Here is an 18106-nt window from a genome sequence, read left to right on the forward strand (position 1 = left end):
GAGTGTGCGTCAGGAGTGCACGCACTCGCCCGTGCTCACGCGCGCGGTGCGGCGTTCGGAGGCGTCGAGGTCGGACTTCACCTGCTTGGCGGTGAGCACGAAGCCGGTGTTGTCCGCGGTGTCCTCGGCGGCGCCGAACACGACGCCGAGCACGTCGCCGTCCGGAGTGATCATCGGCCCGCCGGAGTTGCCCTGGCGGATGGTGCCACGCACCGTGTACACCTCGCGCAGCACCTGGTTGGTGCGGTAGATGTCGGGTCCCGACAGGTTGATCGTCTCGCGCACCCGCACCGCGGTCGACGTGAACGGACCGGCCTCGGGATAGCCGAGCACGATCGCGTCGGCTCCCGGCTTCGCCGACGAGTCGTCGAATTGCAGTGCCTTGGCGCTCAATCCGGGGACGTCGAGGACCGCGATGTCGGTGCGGCTGTCGAAGAGCACCACCTTGGCGGCGAGCGAGTCGCCGCCCTCGGTCTGCACCGTCAATCGGCGGGTTCCGGCGACGACGTGCGCGTTGGTCATGACCCGCTCGGGCGCCACGACGAATCCGCTGCCCTCCAACGCCTGCTGGCAGCTCGGGGCAACACCCTCGATCTTCACCACGCTCTGCTGTACTCGCGACACCACCGCGGAATTCTCCAGCGACGTGTCGGGTGGGTCGACGTTCGCGACAGGAGTCTGCACGAAGGGGCCGATCACCTCGGGCAGACCCGAATCGTCGAGCATCGGTCCGAGTTCGCGGGTCGGGAAATCGCGCAGCCACGTCGGGGCGACGGAATCGACACCGCGCAGAATCGTGGATCCGCGCACCGCGCTTGCGATTTCGGGCGACGACGCGCGTCCGAGCGGAATCGCCAGCAGCCAGGCCGCGACCAACACCGCGATGACCTGCAGCATCAGCCCGATCACGCTGTCGACGTGCCGCAGCGCCGTCGACCTGATGCCACCGCGGGCCGCTCGTCCGAGCACCATGCCCGACGTCTCGCCGATGATGACCAGCACCACGAGCAGCGCAACCCCGACGACGAGCCGCATACTTCGATCGTCGATACGTGAAAGTATGTGGGGCGCAATCAAAACGCCTGCCACCGCGCCGAGAATCACGCCGACGACCGCCAGTCCCGACGCCACCGCGCCCTGCCGCCAGCCACTGAGCGCGGCCAGCAGTGCGAGCACGATGACGATCACGTCAACCCATGTCGATCCGCTCACCGGGCGGCATCCTCGGACGCCTCGGTATCTCCGTCGCCGGAATCAGCCGCGCGACGCAGCGTCGGAAATCCGCTCAGCTGAGGCGATCCCGCGCGGGCGATCGCCTCCTCGAGCGGGCGGACGTCGTCGTGGTTCCACGGGACGTCCCACCCCGACGCATCGCTGATCGCCGCGAGGAGTCCACCGGTGAAACCCCACACCAGAAGTCCGTCGACGAAGAATGCCGGACCGCGATAGGCGCGCGCACCCAGCACCGACCGCTGCACCTGAAAACGGTTCTGCGGTGCCAACATCTCGCGCAGATTCACGCGCACAACGCGCGACGTCTCGCCTGCGTCGACGACGCCGACCGGTCCCGGTTCACGCCAGTGCGCGACAACCGGGGTCACCTCGAAGTTCGAGACGGGTACGGGAAAGCTCGGCAGATTGGCGAGGACGTCGACGCTGCTCGCCTCGAGTCCGGTCTCCTCGGTGGCTTCGCGCAGCGCGGTGCCGACGGGATAGTCGTCGCCCGGATCGAACGAGCCGCCGGGGAAAGCCACCTGCCCGCTGTGCTGGCGCAACGTCGGGGCTCGCTCGGTGAGCAGCACCTGTGCGTCGGCGGGCAGGCCGCCCGGATGGTCGGGGTCGGCATCCCACGAGCCGGAGAACAAGATCAGCACCGACGCCGCGCGGCGGTCGCGACGCAGCATCGACGCCCAGCGCGAGCGGTCGCCACCGCGATCGAGCACGCTGTCGGTCACGGCCGAGACATTGCCGGTGAGCTGCCGCAACCACGGAGGAATCTTCGCTGTGTCGACGAGCTGCCCGACGTGTGGCTCCTGCGACGGCTGTTCGGTGCGCGTCACGTGGCGACACCGGTGGCGTCGCGCACGGCGTCGGCAACCTCGTCGACGCTGCCGAACTCCTTGGGAAGTGTTGTGGCAATGGTTCCGTCGGCGCGGAGCAGGATGGTCGACGGGAAGACTCTCGGTGCCCGTAGTGCTGCCGCGACCTTGCCGTCGACGTCGAGGACCGTCGGGAGATGGACGCCGACCTCGCGCAGGAACGTCAACACCGCGAACGGATTACCCGCGCCCTGTTCGGCATGCACGGTGAGCACCGTAACCCGATCGCCCGCGCGCCGCGCGTACTCGGCGAGTACCGGCAGCTCGCGCCGACACGGCAGGCACCACACCGCCCACATATTGATGAGCACGGGCTTTCCCGCAGTTCCGGCCCCGAGGTTGTAGGCGTTGCCGGTTGCCAGACACGGCGCGACGACCCCCGCCAGTGCCGCGCCGGACGATTCCGGCAACCCGGCGTTCGGGCATGGTTCGACGGCGGCGTCGGCGCGGGCCTTCGCGAGCGTGGCGTCGTCGACCTTGGCGTCGGGGACCGCCGCGACGCCGGAGTTGTCGGTCGGCGAACCGAGACTGTTCGACGATCCCGAATCGCGCGGCCAGATGGCGACGATCAACGCGACCATGACGACGAAGAAGACCAGCGTCCAGCGCAACGACGTCGGAAAACGGCTGCGTCGACGCTGGGGTGGCGGGTCGTCGTGCGGGCTCGGTGCGTCGGGGCCCGACGTCGTCGCGGATGTGCCCACTACGCGGAGATCCCTGCGAGCTCGAGGATGTGGTCGGTCTCCGGACCCTTCACGAGCTTTGCCGCCTCGGCTTTGTCCATCGGACCGAGTCCGACGGACGGACAGTCATGCGCGAGCACACAGACGCCACACGCGGGCTTGCGCGCATGACACACGCGCCTGCCGTGGAAGATCACGCGATGCGAGAGGTTGGTCCACTCCTTGCGCTCGAAGAGCTCTCCGACGGCGTGCTCGATCTTGACCGGATCGGTTTCGGTGGTCCACCCCCATCGCTGTACGAGACGCGAGAAGTGGGTGTCGACGGTGATGCCCGGGATGTCGAAGGCGTTGCCGAGCACGACGTTGGCGGTCTTGCGACCGAATCCGGGTAAGCTGACCAGCTCTTTCAGCGTGTGCGGAACCGTGGAGTCGAAACGTTCGACGAGCGCCTGCCCCAGCCCGATGATCGAGTTGGCCTTGTTCCGGTAGAAGCCCGTCGAGCGGATCATCTCCTCGAGTTCGGTGCGATCGGCCCCCGCGTAGTCGGCGGCGGTGCGGTATTTGGCGAACAGCGCGGGTGTCACCTGGTTCACGCGGACGTCGGTGCACTGCGCCGACAGGATGGTCGCGACGGACAATTCGAGCGGGTTGGTGAAGTCCAACTCGCAGTACACGTGCGGGAACTCGACCTTGAGTGCACGGTTCATGCGGCGTGCACGGCGAACCAGACCGAGATGGGTTTCTGTCCTGGCTCCCGCAGCCGACTTACGTGCACTCACACGCTTCAGGTTAGCGATCGACTCCGACCAGGTCGGTGGCGACGGCTTGATAACAAGTCAGTGAAGGCGACGATTCCAGTTATGAGCCTCGTCGGCGGTCGGTGTTTACTGATCGGTATGCAAGGACTCGCCGCACTGCTCTTCCCTGCTGTGTTGATGCTTTTCGCACTCGCGATGGAGAAGGTTCAGCACCACACGGACCGGCTCAGCGTCTCCCGCGACAACGTCGAGGAGTTTCTGCAATCAGCTGAGTCCCAGCACGTGGACACGCTGGCCAGGGACGGATTTCCCGCAGCGCTCGACGAGCTGCGCGAGCGTCGCGCGAGCTGAGCGCAACCCCAGACCGCCACACGAAACGAACTACGTCGACGTCGTCGACCACTCGACGATCACGCCCTCAAGGGCGATCCTCATGATCCACACGGCCCCGCCACAACATCAATTCAGCACGCGCAACACGGCCCCAAAGTGGCGCTAGTGACCCATCCAACACATATGCTTCAGGGCGAGAGTAGCGTTGCTGAGTGCGTGTGTCGTTCACGCGGCCGATGAGAAAGGTTCCTTAGGTGGAGGAAGTACTGGCGCGGGCGGGAATTTTCCAGGGTGTGGAGCCCTCCGCTGTCGCGGCGCTGACCAAGCAACTACAGCCCGTGGATTTTCCGCGCGGACACGTGATCTTCCATGAGGGAGAGCCAGGAGACCGCCTCTACATCATCCTGTCGGGCAAGGTGAAGGTCGGACGACGCTCACCCGACGGACGCGAGAACCTGCTGACCATCATGGGACCGTCCGACATGTTCGGCGAGCTCTCCATCTTCGACCCGGGCCCGCGCACGTCGTCGGCCACCACGGTCACCGAGGTCCGTGCCGTGTCGATGGACCGCGACGCGCTGCGCGCCTGGATCAAGGATCGCCCCGAGATCGCCGAGCAGTTGCTGCGCGTGTTGGCCCGACGCCTGCGTCGCACCAACAACAACCTCGCCGACCTGATCTTCACCGACGTCCCCGGACGCGTTGCCAAGCAGCTCCTGCAGCTCGCACAGCGCTTCGGCACCCAGGAGGGCGGCGCACTGCGCGTCACCCACGACCTGACGCAGGAAGAGATCGCCCAGCTCGTCGGCGCATCCCGCGAAACCGTGAACAAGGCGCTCGCCGACTTCGCACAGCGCGGCTGGCTGCGCCTCGAAGGCAAGAGCGTCCTGATCGCCGACTCCGAGCGACTCGCGCGCCGCGCGCGGTAGTTTCTGGGGGGTTGCACTCGCAACACCATTCACGCCTCCCGCAGGTACTCCAACTGCGCCTTGACCGACATACGGGCGGCAGGCCAGAGCTTCTTGTCGACGTCGGCGTAGACCTTGCGAACCACCTTCATGGGCTTCGCATTCTTCGCCGAGACACCCATCTCTTCGAGCGCGGCCACTATCTGGTCGAGCCGATCCTCACGGTGCTTCTTGTAGTACCGCGCCACGGGCCCGAGGTCGGGATGGTCGGGGCCGTGCGCGGGCAGTAACGTCGCGCCCTCACCCTCGACGATCAACCGGTTCAACGAGTTCAGGTAGTCGCGCAGCGTGCCGTCGCTGGGATCCAGCACGGTGGTGCCACTTCCGAGGATCGTGTCACCGGTGAGAACCGCGCGCTGGTCCTCCCACTCGACGAGAAAGCTCACCGAATCGCCGGTGTGCCCCGGCGTGTGCAGCACCGTGATCTTCAGCCCGGCGACCTCGATGACCTCGCGGTCGGCGAGAGGTGCTGCGCCACGCGAGTGTTCGGCAAGCCGCGCCCGCGTCGGCCCGCCGGTGTGCTTGTGCAGCGTCTTGATCGCGCCGGTGTGGTCGCCGTGCCGGTGTGTGATCAGCGTCAACGCGATTCCGGGTTGCTCGGCGATGCGCTTGACATGCTTCTTGTGCTTACGCGGGCCTGGGTCGACGACGACGCACTCGGCACTACCCGGAGCACGCAGCACCCAGGTGTTGGTGCCGTCGAGTTCCATCATTCCGGGGTTGTCGCACAACAGAACCGACGCAAACGGCGTCACCTCGCGCAGCACCCCGTACGCGGGATGCTGCGCGGCAGAGGCGTCGGACGCCGTGGGAGTTTCGGATTCAGCGGCATCGGATGCAGCGGCGGCAGGGGCGTCACGATCGCCTGGACTCGTCATGCACACAGCGTAATGCGGCTCACACCGCCCGAATCCGACCGCCCTCCCCCGGCGCACTCACGCTGCACACCAACCCGTACCGACTACTGGCCGGAACCGTTCTGACTCTGCTCGGCGGCGGGCCCCACCTGCAGCTGGTCCTGCAGGCTGCGCAGCAGACCGGCGCCCTGGGTGATCACGCCGGTCATGATCTCGTTGACCCCCTCGGCGCCGTTGTACACGGTCAGATTGGCCGAACCGAGCCCCTTGGCGACCTCGGCGACGAGGTCGGGCAACTGCTCGATCAACTGCTGGTCGAGCGCGATCCGGTTGTTCTTCGCCGCCGCCTCCGACGAGATCTCGACGGCCTTCGCCTCGGCCTCGGCGAGGATCTGGGTGCGTCGGGCCTCGGCTTCGGCAGGCTTCACGACCTCCGAGATCAGTTGCTGCTCACGGAGATCGGCCTGCGCCTGCGCCAACACCGACTGCTCGCGGATGATCTCCTGATTCACGCGCGCCTCTGCCAACGGACCCGCCTGCGCCGCCTCGGCATTGGCCTTGTCGGTCTCCGACTTGATCTGCGCGCGCTTGATCGACGTCTCACGCTCGTAGTCGGCCTGGTTGCGCAGTGATTCCTGCTGCGCCTTGGCGGCCTCCTGGTCGGCGCGGGCACGCTCGACGGCGGCCTCACGCTGAACCTTGGCGATGTTCGGTGCAGCAAGGGCGTTGATGTACCCCGAATCCATGTCGTCGATCGACTGGATCTGGAAGGAGTCGACGACCAGCCCGATCGACCCCATCTCACGCTTCGACGCCTCGAGCACCTGACGGGCGAGCGTGTCACGCTCACGGATGATCTGCTCGACGGTCATCGAGCCGACGATCGAACGCAAGTGACCTGAAAAGACTTGTCCGGTGAGCTGATTCATCTCGGCCTCCTGCTCGGAGATGAAACGCTGCCCGGCGTTCACGATGGACACGACGTCGCCGCCGACTTTGTGTGCGATCACCGCGCGCACATTCAACTGGATGCCCTGCGTCGTCACACACACCTCGCGTATCGACGCCTCGTGTAACGCCATAGACAAGTAGCGCACCTTGCGGAAGAAGGGCATCACCCATTTGCCGTGTCCGACAACGACAACGAACGGCGCGCCTTCGTCACCGGACTTCTTGCCCGAGATCAACATCGCCTCGTCCGGTTCGGGAACGTGGTAGCCGAGCATGAACACTCCTCTGCGTTGGGTCGGGTACAGCATGCCGTAACCGACGCGACAACCATCCACCGCGTCGTTCCTTTGTCCGACGCCCCGCACACTGCAGCCCGGGATCACATTGCGGCCGGCGTACGGCAGCTCCTGAAGACGGCGGAACCTCTACACACCATCGGGCGGGGCGATCCACCGTTCGACGTCGACGACGCGCCCGGGCAGCACGCCGATCACGAGGATGTTCTCGCCCTCGTCGATGGCCTCGCGCGCCTGCGCGAGGTACCGTTCGGTGCCTCCGGCGATGCGCAACTCGACCTCACCGAGCGAGTCGCCACCGCCGATGCCGAGCGTCACGATGCCGATCGCACCGACCATGCTTCACCCCCGACTTCGATCCGGTGTGCCGACCATATCGAAGCCGAGCTTCGCGACCATCACGACGACCACCACGAGCAGCACCCACCGCACGAACGAGCTCCCTCGCCCCAGCGCCATATGCGATCCCAGTTGGGCGCCTGCGATGTTCCCGACGGCCAGTGCCAGTCCGAGGAGCCACATCACGTGCCCCTGCGCCGCGAACACCGCGAGCGCACCAAGGTTGGTTCCGGTGTTGATGACCTTGGCCATCGCGGAGCTCTCCAGAAAGCTCGTGCCGACGAGCGCTGTGAGCGTGATGATCAGGAACGTGCCGGTACCGGGACCGAGCACGCCGTCGTAGAAGGCTATGACGACACCGCAGGTCACCAACCCGAGAACGATGGACCGGCGCGACTTTCCCGTCACGTCGTGGGAGCCGAAACGCGGGTTGAGTGCGACGAACAAGCCCACCGCGACCAGCAGGACCAGCACGATCGGGGTGAACACGTCGGCGGGCAGCAGACCCGCGACGAGCGCACCCAGAGCCGAAAAGACGACCGCACAGGCGAAGACCGGGGCGAGGCGTCGAACATCCATCGGTACCCGACGCGAGTAGCGCCATGCGGCAGACGACGTCCCGAAGATCGCCATCAGCTTGTTGGTGCCCAGCGCCGTCGCAGGAACCAGACCGGGGTTGGTGATCAGTAGCGCCGGAATCATGATCAGCCCGCCACCGCCGACGACGGCGTCGACCCAACCCGCGGCGACGGCCGCGACGAGGAGGACTACAACGTCGATACTCACCAGTTGGTGGGTATCACGACTCGGGCGTGACCTCGACGATCAGCTCGACCTCGACCGGCGACGCCAGCGGGAGTTCGGCGACGCCGACAGCCGAGCGCGCGTGGACGCCGGCTTCCCCGAAGATGTCGGCGAGCAGATCCGACGCCCCGTTGAGCACCTGCGGCTGGCCGGAGAAGCCCGGACCGGAGGAGACGTATCCGGTCACCTTCACGATGCGAGTGATCGAGTCGAGCCCGACGAGCGCGTCGATCGCCGACAGCGCATTGAGTGTGCACTGCCTGGCAGCACTGACCGCCTGCTCCGGCGTGACAGTGCCGTCTGCACCCTCGTGGACCTTGCCCCGGAACTCGAGTTTGCCCGACACGAAGGGCAACTGCCCCGACGTGTAGACCAGGTTCCCGATGCGCACGGCCGGGACGTAGTTGGCCACCGGCTTGGCTGCGGGGGGCAGGACGATGCCGATCTGCGGAAGTCGCTCACTCCAGCTCATGAATCGCTCCTCAGCCCTTCGGTCGCTTGAGATATGCCACGTGTTGTTCGCCGGTCGGGCCGGGCAGCACGCTGACCAGTTCCCATCCGTCGGCACCCCAGGTGTCGAGGATCTGTTTCGTGGCGTGCGTCAGCAGCGGCACCGTCGCGTACTCCCAGGCGGTCACTTCAGTCATGGACCCACCCTAACCCGAGCCACCCAGCATCTAAGGTGAAGCTGTGGCCGACAAAACAGCCGACGGGGAGTCGACGCCAGGCACCGCCGACGAAGCGGAGAACACCTGGCCCGAGAGCGCTTCACACGCACGCCTGCACTTCGTCTCGGGCAAGGGCGGAACCGGTAAGACGACCGTCGCCGCGGCGCTCGCATTGGCGTTGGCCGCCGACGGGAAGCGGGTGCTGCTCGTCGAATGCGAGGGTCGTCAGGGAATCGCCCAGCTCTTCGACATTCCGCCGCTCCCCCCGAACGACACACGGATCGCGACCGCCGAGGGCGGTGGCGAGGTGTGGGCACTCGCGATCGACATCGAGCACGCCCTGCTCGAGTACCTCGACATGTTCTACAACCTGGGGTTCGCCGGGCGCGCGATGAAGCGCATAGGCGCAATCGATTTCGTGACCACGGTTGCGCCCGGCCTACGCGACGTGCTGCTCACCGGCAAGATCAAAGAGCGCATCATCCACACCGACAAGGCGGGCAACCGCGTGTACGACGCAGTGGTCGTCGACGCCCCGCCGACCGGCCGGATCGGCAACTTCCTCGACGTCACCACCGCGATGGCCGACCTCGCGAAGACCGGTCCGATCCGCAACCAGAGCGACGGCGTGGCGCGGCTCCTGCACTCCGACGAGACCGTCGTCCACCTGGTGACGCTCCTCGAGGCGATGCCGATCCAGGAGACCGTCGAGGCCGTCGACGACCTGCGGTCCAAGAACGTCAACGTCGGCACCCTCATCATCAACAAGGTCAGCCCCGTCTACCTGCCCGCCGACCAGATCGACGCGATCGCCGAGGGAGTCATCGACGCGCCGAGGATCGCCTCGAGTCTCGCCGACGCACAGATGCCGGTCTCCGACACCGACCTCGCGGGTCTGCTCACCGAGAGCATCGAGCACGCGACGCGCCTACAGGCCCAGCAGATCGCCAAGGCTCAGCTCGACGAGGTCGAAGTGCCGACACTCGAGCTACCACTGCTCGACGAGGGCATCGACCTCGGCTCGCTTTATGAATTGGCCAACCTGCTGCAGAAAGCCGGTGCGTGATGCCGCTCGACCTCAAGATGGGCTCGGTCCTCACCGATCCGGAGACCCGCGTCGTAATCTGTTGTGGCGCAGGCGGTGTCGGCAAGACGACGACTGCTGCCGCGATGGCCGTCTACGCCGCGGAGCACGGCCGCAACGTCGCGGTTCTCACCATCGACCCCGCTCGACGGCTCGCACAGTCGCTCGGCATGACCGAGCTGACCAACGACCCTCAGCCGGTCAGCGTCTCACCGCTCACCGCCGACGGCTCCGGTTCACTCGACGCCATGATGCTCGACATGCGGCGCACCTTCGACGACATGGTGCTCGAACATTCGACGCCCGAGCGCGCGGCGGCGATCATGGAGAACTCCTTCTATCAGACGGTCGCGTCGTCGTTCTCCGGCACGCAGGAGTACATGGCGATGGAGAAGCTCGGCAAGCTGCTCGAGCAGGACCGCTGGGACCTCATCGTCGTCGACACCCCGCCGTCGCGGAATGCACTCGACTTCCTCGACGCCCCGCAACGCCTCGGGTCGTTCTTGTCGGGGCGCCTGATGAAGGTGCTCGTCGGCGGCGGGCGCGGCGTCGGGCGCATGGTCACCGGCGCGATGAGCCTCGCGATGCGTGGTGTGTCGACGATCATCGGCGGCGACATGCTGCGCGACGTCGCGACATTCGTACAATCGCTGGATTCGATGTTCGGCGGCTTCCAGGAGCGCGCACTGCGCACCTATGAGCTGCTCAAGCAACCCGGCACCCGGTTTGCGGTGGTCGCGGCGGCCGAGCCCGACGCCCTGCGCGAGGCAGCGTTCTTCGTCGACCGACTCAGCGAGGAGTCGATGCCGTTGGCGGGCTTGATCCTCAACCGCACGCATCCCAACCTGACGAGCATCTCCGAAGAGGCCGCCCACGTCGCACTCGAGAGAGTCTCCGACGACCTCACCGAAGGCGTGCTGAGACTGCACGCAGCGCGCGCGGCAACCGGCAAACGCGAACTGCATCTCCTGCAACGGTTTACCGCGTCGCACCCGACGGTTCCGATCGTCGGCGTTCCGTCGCTGCCGTTCGAGGTCGCCGACCTCGACGCCCTGCACGCTGTCGCGGAAGAGATCACCGGCAGGGGCTGAGTATCTGATGGCGCAACGTCGGCGAGCACGCACGCAGCCGACCCCGACGCTCCGCGGATTCGCAGGGTCCTACGTCGACGTCGCGGGCCATCGCGAATGGCACGAGGTCGCGGGGAGCGGACCGCCCGTCGTCCTGCTGCACGGCGGGTACGGCGGGGCGTCGTCGTGGGCGCTCACCGCGCCGGTGTTGGTCGGGGCCGGATTCCGGGTGCACGTCCCCGAACGTCGGGGGCACGCGCGGACGCCCGACGTCGACGGCCCGATCACATATCAGGCGATGGCCGACGACACGATCGCCTATCTCGAGAATCACGTCGAGGGTCCGGCACATCTCGTCGGCTGGAGCGACGGTGCCGCTGTTGCCGTGCTGGCCGCGCGCGAGCGCGCCGACCTGATCACGCGCATGGTGTTGATCGGCCAGTATTACAACGACGACGGCAAGGTTGCCGACAGCGCACTGACCGAACTGCTCGATTCCGGGAGTGCGATGGCGGGCCTGCGGTCGCAGTACGCGGCCCTGTCGCCCGATGGCGCCGACCATTTCACGACGTTCGACGCAAAGATGAAGCACCTGTTCGCCACTGAACCGCAGATAGATCTGGATTCGTTGGCGTCGATCACGACTTCGACGATGATTCTGCAGGGCGATCGCGACGAGGTCACCCTCGAGCACAGTTCGGCGGTCGTGGCCGCACTCCCGCACGCGCGTCTGGCGGTACTGCCGGGCAGTCACATGGTGCCGGCGGAGCAACCCGACGCACTCAACACGTTGCTGATCTCGTTCTTGCGCAACGGGTTTCCCCGTTCACCCTGGGGTTGAACCCGGGGGCGAGATCAACCGACAGATACCTCGCGGCGGCGACGCTGAGCCGCGAAGAACTCTGCCCACGAGGTCACCTCGGGATGCTGACGCAACAACGCACGACGCTGACGTTCGGTCATGCCACCCCACACACCGAACTCGACGCGGTTGTCGAGGGCGTCGGCTCCACATTCGAGTTGCACCGGGCAGTGACGGCAGATGACTGCGGCCTTCCGTTGAGCCGCTCCACGAACGAAGAGCTCGTCGGGGTCCTCACCGCGGCAGCGTGCCCGTGCCACCCACGTCAGTCGAGTTTCGTTGGTCGATACCGCCGATGTCGCCATGAGCCGACCCCTGTCTTTTGTCGTTGCGCGCTGTGCGCGACCCGTGCCCGGCACAACGACCCTGCGTCGTTGCCGGCGAATGCTCGCCTCCCACACCACGTCACCGATTTCTGAGGCGGTCGAACGATTCAGAGATGCTCGTGCCACTTCTCGTCGCTGTTGTTATGTGAGTCACATTCTGCACTCAATCTAAGGATCTGTGCATGTGACCGCAACCCCTGAGCCGGAGAAAAATGGCACAACCGTGCAAACTCGCAGGGAAACCGACAAAAGCGTCCCGACAAACCCCCGTCGGTTCGACGCCGAGCGTCGATTCATGCCGACGGAGCGTTCAGTCTGAGACCATCGGGCACCTCACCGGCGGGCCAAACGGTTGTCTCAGAAATCACACGTATCCTGTCCGAGTGCCGAAGTCGAAGAAGCTGTGGTCGCTCGCAGGGGCATGCGTGCTGGCCGGCGTGCTCGTAGCCGGATTGCTCTATCCCGTGGCCAGCGGTGTGGGTATCGCGTCGAATCGCGCGGCGTCGGCAGTGGAGAACGTCTCGTCGGAGTTGCTCAGCGGAACACTGCCCGAGGTCACCACGATGACCGACGCGGCGGGGACACCCATCGCACGACTCTTCGACCAGTACAGATACCAGGTCGGATACAATGACATCTCCCCCGACATGATCCGCGCGATCATCTCGATCGAGGACAGACGCTTCCTCGAGCACGACGGCGTCGACTGGAAGGGCACGATCCGCGCCTTCCTCAAGAACTCGTCGTCGGGCGAGGTCCAGCAGGGTGCGTCGACGCTGGATCAGCAGTACATCAAGAACTACCAGCTCCTCGTACTCGCCCGCACCGAGGCCGACCGGCAGGCAGCCATCGAGACGACCCCCGCCCGCAAGCTGCGTGAGGTGCGCATGGCGCTCACGATGGAGCAGTCGCTGCGCGACGAGGCCAAACGAAAGGGCCTCGACGACGCCGCGGCCAAGCAGGAGGCGAAGAAGCAGATCGTCACCCGCTATCTCAACGTCGTGCCGTTCGGCAACAACGCCTACGGCATCGAAGCCGCTGCCCAGACCTACTTCGGCAAGAGCGCCAAGGATCTCAACGTCGGAGAGTCAGCGCTACTGGCAGGCATGGTGCAGTCGAGTTCGGCGCTGAACCCCTACAGCAATCCCGAGGCCGCGACCGTGCGGCGCAACACCGTCCTCGACACGATGATCGCCAACTTCCCCGACCGACGCGTCGAGCTCGAAGCCGCCAAGAAGGCGCCCCTCGGAGTTCTTCCCCAGCCGCGGACGCCGGTGCAGGGCTGCATCGGTGCCGACAACAACGGCTTCTTCTGCGACTACGCACTGCAGTTCCTGGCCGAGAACGGCATGTCGCGGTCGTCTGTGACCCGCGGCGGCTACATCATCCAGACCACTCTCGAGCCCGAGGTGCAGCGCAACAGCGTGCGGTCGGCACAGGCCAATGTCAGCCCCGACGCCGACGGTGTCGCCGCGGTCATGAGCGTGATCCGGCCGGGCACCAAGTCGCACGACGTCCTGTCGATGGCGTCGAGCCGCAACTACGGACTCAATGCCAACGCAATGCAGACCGTGCAGCCACAACCCTTCTCGCTGGTCGGCGACGGCGCGGGCTCGGTCTTCAAGATCTTCACCGTCGCCGCGGGCCTCGAGAAGGGATTGCCGGGAAACTCGAACATCCCCGTTCCCGGCAGCATCGCCGTCGAGGGTATGGGCGACAGCGGCGGAGCCTTCGGCTGCCCGGTCAACTATTACTGCGTCAAGAACGACGGTAAGTATCCGGCGTCCATGTCGATCACGCAGGCGCTCGCGCAGTCGCCCAACACGGCATTCGTGAAGCTGCTGCAGCAGGTAGGCGTCAAGCCCGCGGTCGACATGGCCGTCCGCCTCGGCATGCGTTCGTACACGGTGCCCGGCTCGTCGGGTTTCGGCGACAAGAGCATTGCCCAGTACGTCAAGGACGGCAACCTGGGTTCGTTCACCCTCGGCCCCTGGCCGGTCAACGCCATCGAGCTCTCGAACGTGGCCGCGACGCTCGGCTCCGGCGGCATGTGGTGTCCGCCGAACCCGGTCAAGTCGATCAGCAAGATCAAGCGTGACCAGTACGGCAACCCGGTCCTCGACCCCGACGGCAAGCCCGCGACCACTCCGGTCGCGTTCAATCCGCCCGCATGCGAACGGGTCGTCGAACCCGGCATGGCCAACACGATGGCCAATCTGATGAGCCAGGACGACAGGGGCGGCGGCACGTCCGCGGGCGCGGCAGGCGCAGCGGGCTGGAACCTTCCGGTGTCGGGCAAGACCGGTACGACGGAAGCGCACCGCTCGGCAGCATTCGTCGGATTCACCAACCAGATGGCCGCAGCCACCTACGTCTACTCCGACGGTCCCAACCCGTCGGGTGTGTGTTCCGGGCCGGCACGACTGTGCGGCGAGGGCGATATTTACGGCGGCATGGAGCCCGCTCGAACGTGGTACTCGGCGCTCACCCCGATCGCGACGAAGTTCGGTCCGGTCAGCCTCCCGCCCGCCGACCCGCGCTACATGAACGGCAACAACAGCGGCCGAATACCGCAGGTCACGGGGCTGCCTGCCAGCGACGCGACGTCGCGTCTGCAAGAAGCGGGCTTCAAGGTGAACCAACTCGAGGTCGACAGCAGCAGGCAGCAGGGCACGGTGGTGTTCACAGCGCCGTCCGACTCTGCGATGCCGGGCAGCACCGTCACGATCTACGTCAGCAACGGCCGAAAGAACGACAGCGGCGACAGCCCCGGCCCGACTCAGACCACCGTCCAGGTGCCTGGCGTCGGCCCGGTGGTGATCCAGCTCCCCGGCTGACACCGACCGGTGAGCTCTCCCGGCTGACGCCGACCGGTGAGCTCTCCCGGCTGACGCCGATCGGTGGGCTGCCTACTGGCAGCCCGCTGGTGCGGGCTCGTCGAAGCGTGCCGTTGAGGTGGTTGGCCTACCACGGTGGCGCGTATCCTGGGTGAATGTCTGATGTCCACACGGATGCCGCATCACGCGTGCGGGCCGCACTCTCGTCTATCGCGTCCTCTTCTGTCGCGTCGTCGTCTATCGGTTCGTTGTCTCCGTCTGGGTCTGTCCGCAAACAACTGTCGTCGCATCGCACCGCGCGTGCCCTCGGCGCGGCGGCGGGCCTCGCCGCGGGCGGACTCTTCTATTCGACGGTGATCGAGCGCAACGCCTTCACGTTGCGGCACGCCACCATGTCGGTCCTCGAACCGGGCGCCGCTCCGCTGCGCGTCCTGCACATCAGCGATCTCCACATGATGCCTAATCAACGTCTCAAGCAGGCGTGGGTATCTGAACTCGAATCGCTCGAACCCGACCTCGTCGTCAACACCGGCGACAACCTCGCCCACCCCGGCGCGGTACCCGCCGTGATTCAGTCGCTTGGCGGATTGCTCTCGCGCCCAGGGCTTTTCGTATTCGGTTCCAACGATTACTTCGGGCCGAGCCCCAAGAACCCGCTCAAGTACTTCAAGACCGATCACGAGCGCACCCACGGCACCCCACTGCCCTGGCAGGATCTGCGTGCGGCGTTCATCGAGCGCGGCTGGCTCGACGCAACGCACTCCGTGCGCGAGCTCGAGGTGTCCGGGGTCCGCGTCGTCGCATCGGGCGTCGACGACCCGCACATCGAGCGCGACCGCTACGACACGATCGCAGGCCGGCCCAACCCGCTTGCGCACCTGCGCCTGGGATTGACGCACTCGCCCGAGCCACGCGTCCTCGACCGCTTCGCCGACGACGGCTACGACCTCGTGATGGCGGGCCACACGCACGGCGGACAGCTCTGCCTGCCCGGCATCGGGGCCATCGTCACCAATTGCCACCTCGACCGTTCCCGCGTCAAGGGACCGTCGAATTGGGGCACGTCGATGAAGTTGCACGTCAGTGCCGGACTCGGCACCTCGCCGTGGGCGCCTGCTCGGTTCTGCTGCCGCCCTGAGGCCAGCCTGCTGACCCTCACTCCGGTCTCACACGGCGACGCCGAGTTCGACGAAGACCACTCGCTGCCGCAGCTGGCCTCCGAGACGAGCTGACAGCTCGATAAGGACTGACGGCTCGATACGGACGTCCCAACAGAAACCGGGGACAGAAACCGGGGACAGAAACACGGGATAGCCCCAGAAACGAGGAGGCCCTGACCTGGATCACTCCGGGTCAGGGCCTACTACTACTTCTCAACCACAAGAAGCTTTGTCGGTTCCGGTTCAACCAGATCCGTTGTCGGGGTGGCGGGATTCGAACCCACGACCTCTTCGTCCCGAACGAAGCGCGCTACCAAGCTGCGCCACACCCCGTGTGCAACCTGCGATAGCTTACCCCCGCGACCGCCCAGCTACTAAATCGCCTGGTCAGAGTGCCGATTGCAGCCGGCGCGAACAGGCGATCGGCAGCGCGAATCCAGACGCGGACACGAGAAGCACGGAGCACAATCCGACCACCCATGGTCGCCCGAGGACTCAGAACAACGCATTCTGAGACAAGGTTTGGCATCACTACCACACAAAAAGGACCCATCTGTCCATGTGGTCACTAGTGTCCACACCAGAACAATCACCTCTCGACAAGCGCGACCAATTCATCAGAATCGACCATGCGAAAGGTACGGGCACATGAGTAGTGAGTTCGAGAAGTATGAGGCGAAACAAGGCACCGCATTCGGAATCACCGTCGTGGCCGCTGCACTTCTGTTCGTAGCCGGCATCGTCGGAGTATTCGCGGGAATCTCCGCGATCGCAGGCGACAATCTCTATGTCGCCACTCCCGACTACATCTACAAATTCAATCTCACCACGTGGGGCTGGATTCATCTGATCATCGGCATCATCGCGATCATCATCGCGGGCGGCCTGGCGGTCGGCTCCGGATGGGCGCGAGTCTCGGCCATCATCATCGCGTCCCTCTCGATCATCGCGCAGTTCCTCTGGCTGCCCTACAACCCGTGGTGGGCGATTCTGATCATCGTCCTCGACATCGTTGTCATCTGGGCCGTGTCCACCTGGGAACCCGACGTCGTCTGACGCCGATCTCCTGACCTGCCAATTCACACCAAAAAGCGGGCGAGCCCTGGACAAGGGCTCGCCCGTTTTCAGTCAATCGGCGCGGTACCGACCAGGAAAAGCCCAGGTCGGCGTCGACGGTCGGCAAGAAAATGACTGAAAACGGGAGGGCGCTGACCGGCCGCCGGCTTCGTGCGTGACAAACCCGGCTTCTTGCGAGACAAAGTCGGCGCGCGAACCCATCCGCCGTGTCTTCGGTGTCGAATCCTGCAACGTTCCCAGAACACCACCCGACCCCAGGAGTCGTCCGATGCACACGCAGCGTCCCGTCCGGATTCTCGTCGTACTCGCCACAGCACTGCTCGCCGCCATGACATCGCTGCTGTCGATGCCCGCACCCGCTCGCGCCGACACCACGCTCCAGCCGGTCAAGAATCTCGACGTCGAGCGCTACCTCGGTACCTGGTGGCAGCAGGCAACCATCCCGGCGTTCTACGGAATTCGCTGCGCCAAGGACACCAACGCCACATACACACTGATCAATTCGACGACGGTCGGTGTCGACAACAAATGCACCAGCTTCACCGGGCAACCCGACGGCATCAAGGGAAAAGCGACAGTCGTCGACCCGAAGAAGAGCAATGCCGCGCTGGCGGTTTCCTTTCCGGGAATCCCGAACACGATCAACACCGGCTCGTTCCCCAATTACGTGATCGCGTGGGTCGCGGATGGCAAGAATCCGAAGGGCCCGTATGAGTACGCCATTGTCGGCGACCCGTACCGGCTGTCGGGTTTCGTGCTGAGCCGACAAAAGGTCGTGAGCAACGAGCAGCTGCACATGCTGCGGCTCAAGACGGAGTCGTTGGGCTTCAACTCGTGCACCTTCCTGATCTCCCCCATCACGGGTGGCCGCTCGGACTACTCGCCGCTCTGCACCGTGTGATCGACCGGCCCGGCGGTGAACTCGGCTCGAGTT

The 18106-nt window shown here is 65.6% G+C and carries 20 protein-coding genes and 1 tRNA gene; 9 read left to right on the forward strand and 12 right to left on the reverse strand.

From position 1 onward, the window contains the following. Positions 1-9: 9 nt before the first annotated feature. The 4 genes from B3T59_RS07075 to nth are packed head-to-tail and all read right to left on the reverse strand — an operon-like array spanning position 10 to position 3489. The gene (locus tag B3T59_RS07075; protein ID WP_287001840.1) at positions 10-1212 is read right to left on the reverse strand and encodes a MarP family serine protease; all 1203 of its coding nucleotides are present in this window, start codon (positions 1210-1212) and stop codon (positions 10-12) included. Next, positions 1209-2060, reverse strand: coding sequence for an NUDIX hydrolase (locus tag B3T59_RS07080; protein WP_287001841.1), 852 nt, complete (start codon positions 2058-2060; stop codon positions 1209-1211). Before B3T59_RS07080 ends, B3T59_RS07075 begins: the two co-directional genes overlap by 4 nt. Continuing rightward, entirely contained in the window at positions 2057-2803 is a 747-nt protein-coding gene (locus B3T59_RS07085; RefSeq protein ID WP_287001842.1) for a TlpA family protein disulfide reductase, read from the reverse strand. The genes B3T59_RS07080 and B3T59_RS07085 overlap by 4 nt, the downstream gene beginning before the upstream one ends. Further along, positions 2803-3489, reverse strand: coding sequence for an endonuclease III (gene nth / locus B3T59_RS07090; RefSeq protein WP_287001860.1), 687 nt, complete (start codon positions 3487-3489; stop codon positions 2803-2805). The genes B3T59_RS07085 and nth overlap by 1 nt, the downstream gene beginning before the upstream one ends. Positions 3490-3678: 189 nt before the next feature. Between nth and B3T59_RS07095 the strand changes: the two genes are divergently transcribed. Continuing rightward, on the forward strand, positions 3679-3891 hold the full coding sequence (locus B3T59_RS07095) for a hypothetical protein (protein ID WP_005171585.1): 213 nt from the start codon (positions 3679-3681) through the stop codon (positions 3889-3891). Between the two features lie 236 nt (positions 3892-4127). Continuing rightward, positions 4128-4802 (forward strand): Crp/Fnr family transcriptional regulator, encoded by a 675-nt coding sequence (locus tag B3T59_RS07100; protein ID WP_005171581.1) that lies wholly within the window; start codon positions 4128-4130, stop codon positions 4800-4802. A 29-nt stretch (positions 4803-4831) separates the two neighbouring features. Here the strand turns inward: B3T59_RS07100 and B3T59_RS07105 are convergent, their stop codons facing one another. The 6 genes from B3T59_RS07105 to B3T59_RS07130 all read right to left on the reverse strand — a co-directional run bounded on the left by B3T59_RS07105 (position 4832) and on the right by B3T59_RS07130 (position 8735). Further along, on the reverse strand, positions 4832-5719 hold the full coding sequence (locus tag B3T59_RS07105) for an MBL fold metallo-hydrolase (RefSeq protein ID WP_231894958.1): 888 nt from the start codon (positions 5717-5719) through the stop codon (positions 4832-4834). An 83-nt stretch (positions 5720-5802) separates the two neighbouring features. Beyond that, complete coding sequence (locus B3T59_RS07110; protein ID WP_064861923.1) at positions 5803-6924, reverse strand: flotillin family protein; 1122 nt, start codon at positions 6922-6924, stop codon at positions 5803-5805. Positions 6925-7074: 150 nt separating this feature from the next. Continuing rightward, the gene (locus B3T59_RS07115; RefSeq protein ID WP_005208260.1) at positions 7075-7284 is read right to left on the reverse strand and encodes a hypothetical protein; all 210 of its coding nucleotides are present in this window, start codon (positions 7282-7284) and stop codon (positions 7075-7077) included. A gap of 3 nt (positions 7285-7287) precedes the next feature. Further along, positions 7288-8064 carry a sulfite exporter TauE/SafE family protein gene (locus B3T59_RS07120; protein ID WP_287001861.1) on the reverse strand — a complete coding sequence of 259 codons (777 nt, stop codon included), beginning with the start codon at positions 8062-8064 and terminating at the stop codon, positions 7288-7290. A gap of 19 nt (positions 8065-8083) precedes the next feature. Then, entirely contained in the window at positions 8084-8560 is a 477-nt protein-coding gene (locus B3T59_RS07125) for a RidA family protein (RefSeq protein ID WP_287001843.1), read from the reverse strand. 10 nt (positions 8561-8570) lie between these two features. Next, entirely contained in the window at positions 8571-8735 is a 165-nt protein-coding gene (locus B3T59_RS07130; RefSeq protein ID WP_005208255.1) for a DUF4177 domain-containing protein, read from the reverse strand. A gap of 43 nt (positions 8736-8778) precedes the next feature. Between B3T59_RS07130 and B3T59_RS07135 the strand changes: the two genes are divergently transcribed. Genes B3T59_RS07135 through B3T59_RS07145 form a run of 3 tightly spaced genes read left to right on the forward strand, consistent with a single transcriptional unit; the run spans position 8779 to position 11751 of the window. Then, on the forward strand, positions 8779-9822 hold the full coding sequence (locus B3T59_RS07135) for an ArsA family ATPase (RefSeq protein WP_287001844.1): 1044 nt from the start codon (positions 8779-8781) through the stop codon (positions 9820-9822). Next, the gene (locus B3T59_RS07140; RefSeq protein ID WP_287001846.1) at positions 9822-10931 is read left to right on the forward strand and encodes an ArsA family ATPase; all 1110 of its coding nucleotides are present in this window, start codon (positions 9822-9824) and stop codon (positions 10929-10931) included. Before B3T59_RS07135 ends, B3T59_RS07140 begins: the two co-directional genes overlap by 1 nt. Before the next feature lie 7 nt (positions 10932-10938). Further along, positions 10939-11751, forward strand: a complete 813-nt coding sequence (locus tag B3T59_RS07145; RefSeq protein ID WP_287001847.1) for an alpha/beta fold hydrolase — start codon at positions 10939-10941, stop codon at positions 11749-11751. A gap of 14 nt (positions 11752-11765) precedes the next feature. On the opposite strand, the gene B3T59_RS07150 is transcribed toward B3T59_RS07145, so the two are convergent. Then, complete coding sequence (locus B3T59_RS07150; RefSeq protein WP_005208251.1) at positions 11766-12077, reverse strand: WhiB family transcriptional regulator; 312 nt, start codon at positions 12075-12077, stop codon at positions 11766-11768. Between the two features lie 404 nt (positions 12078-12481). On the opposite strand from B3T59_RS07150, the gene B3T59_RS07155 reads away from it, so the two are divergent. Together B3T59_RS07155 and B3T59_RS07160 are read left to right on the forward strand one after the other, a co-directional pair. Further along, the gene (locus B3T59_RS07155) at positions 12482-14935 is read left to right on the forward strand and encodes a penicillin-binding protein (protein ID WP_287001848.1); all 2454 of its coding nucleotides are present in this window, start codon (positions 12482-12484) and stop codon (positions 14933-14935) included. 155 nt (positions 14936-15090) lie between these two features. Continuing rightward, positions 15091-16167 carry a metallophosphoesterase gene (locus B3T59_RS07160; protein WP_287001849.1) on the forward strand — a complete coding sequence of 359 codons (1077 nt, stop codon included), beginning with the start codon at positions 15091-15093 and terminating at the stop codon, positions 16165-16167. Between the two features lie 187 nt (positions 16168-16354). On the opposite strand, the gene B3T59_RS07165 is transcribed toward B3T59_RS07160, so the two are convergent. Continuing rightward, a tRNA-Pro gene (locus B3T59_RS07165) sits at positions 16355-16428 on the reverse strand. Between the two features lie 315 nt (positions 16429-16743). Here B3T59_RS07165 and B3T59_RS07170 point away from each other — a divergent pair. Next, positions 16744-17151 carry a DUF7144 family membrane protein gene (locus tag B3T59_RS07170; protein ID WP_064861913.1) on the forward strand — a complete coding sequence of 136 codons (408 nt, stop codon included), beginning with the start codon at positions 16744-16746 and terminating at the stop codon, positions 17149-17151. Between the two features lie 289 nt (positions 17152-17440). Continuing rightward, positions 17441-18073 (forward strand): lipocalin family protein, encoded by a 633-nt coding sequence (locus B3T59_RS07175; RefSeq protein ID WP_287001850.1) that lies wholly within the window; start codon positions 17441-17443, stop codon positions 18071-18073. Positions 18074-18106 lie beyond the last annotated feature (33 nt).

Origin of the sequence: Gordonia sp. UBA7860, assembly GCF_002500165.1 — a bacterium.
In the GTDB taxonomy this organism is placed as follows: domain Bacteria; phylum Actinomycetota; class Actinomycetes; order Mycobacteriales; family Mycobacteriaceae; genus Gordonia; species Gordonia sputi.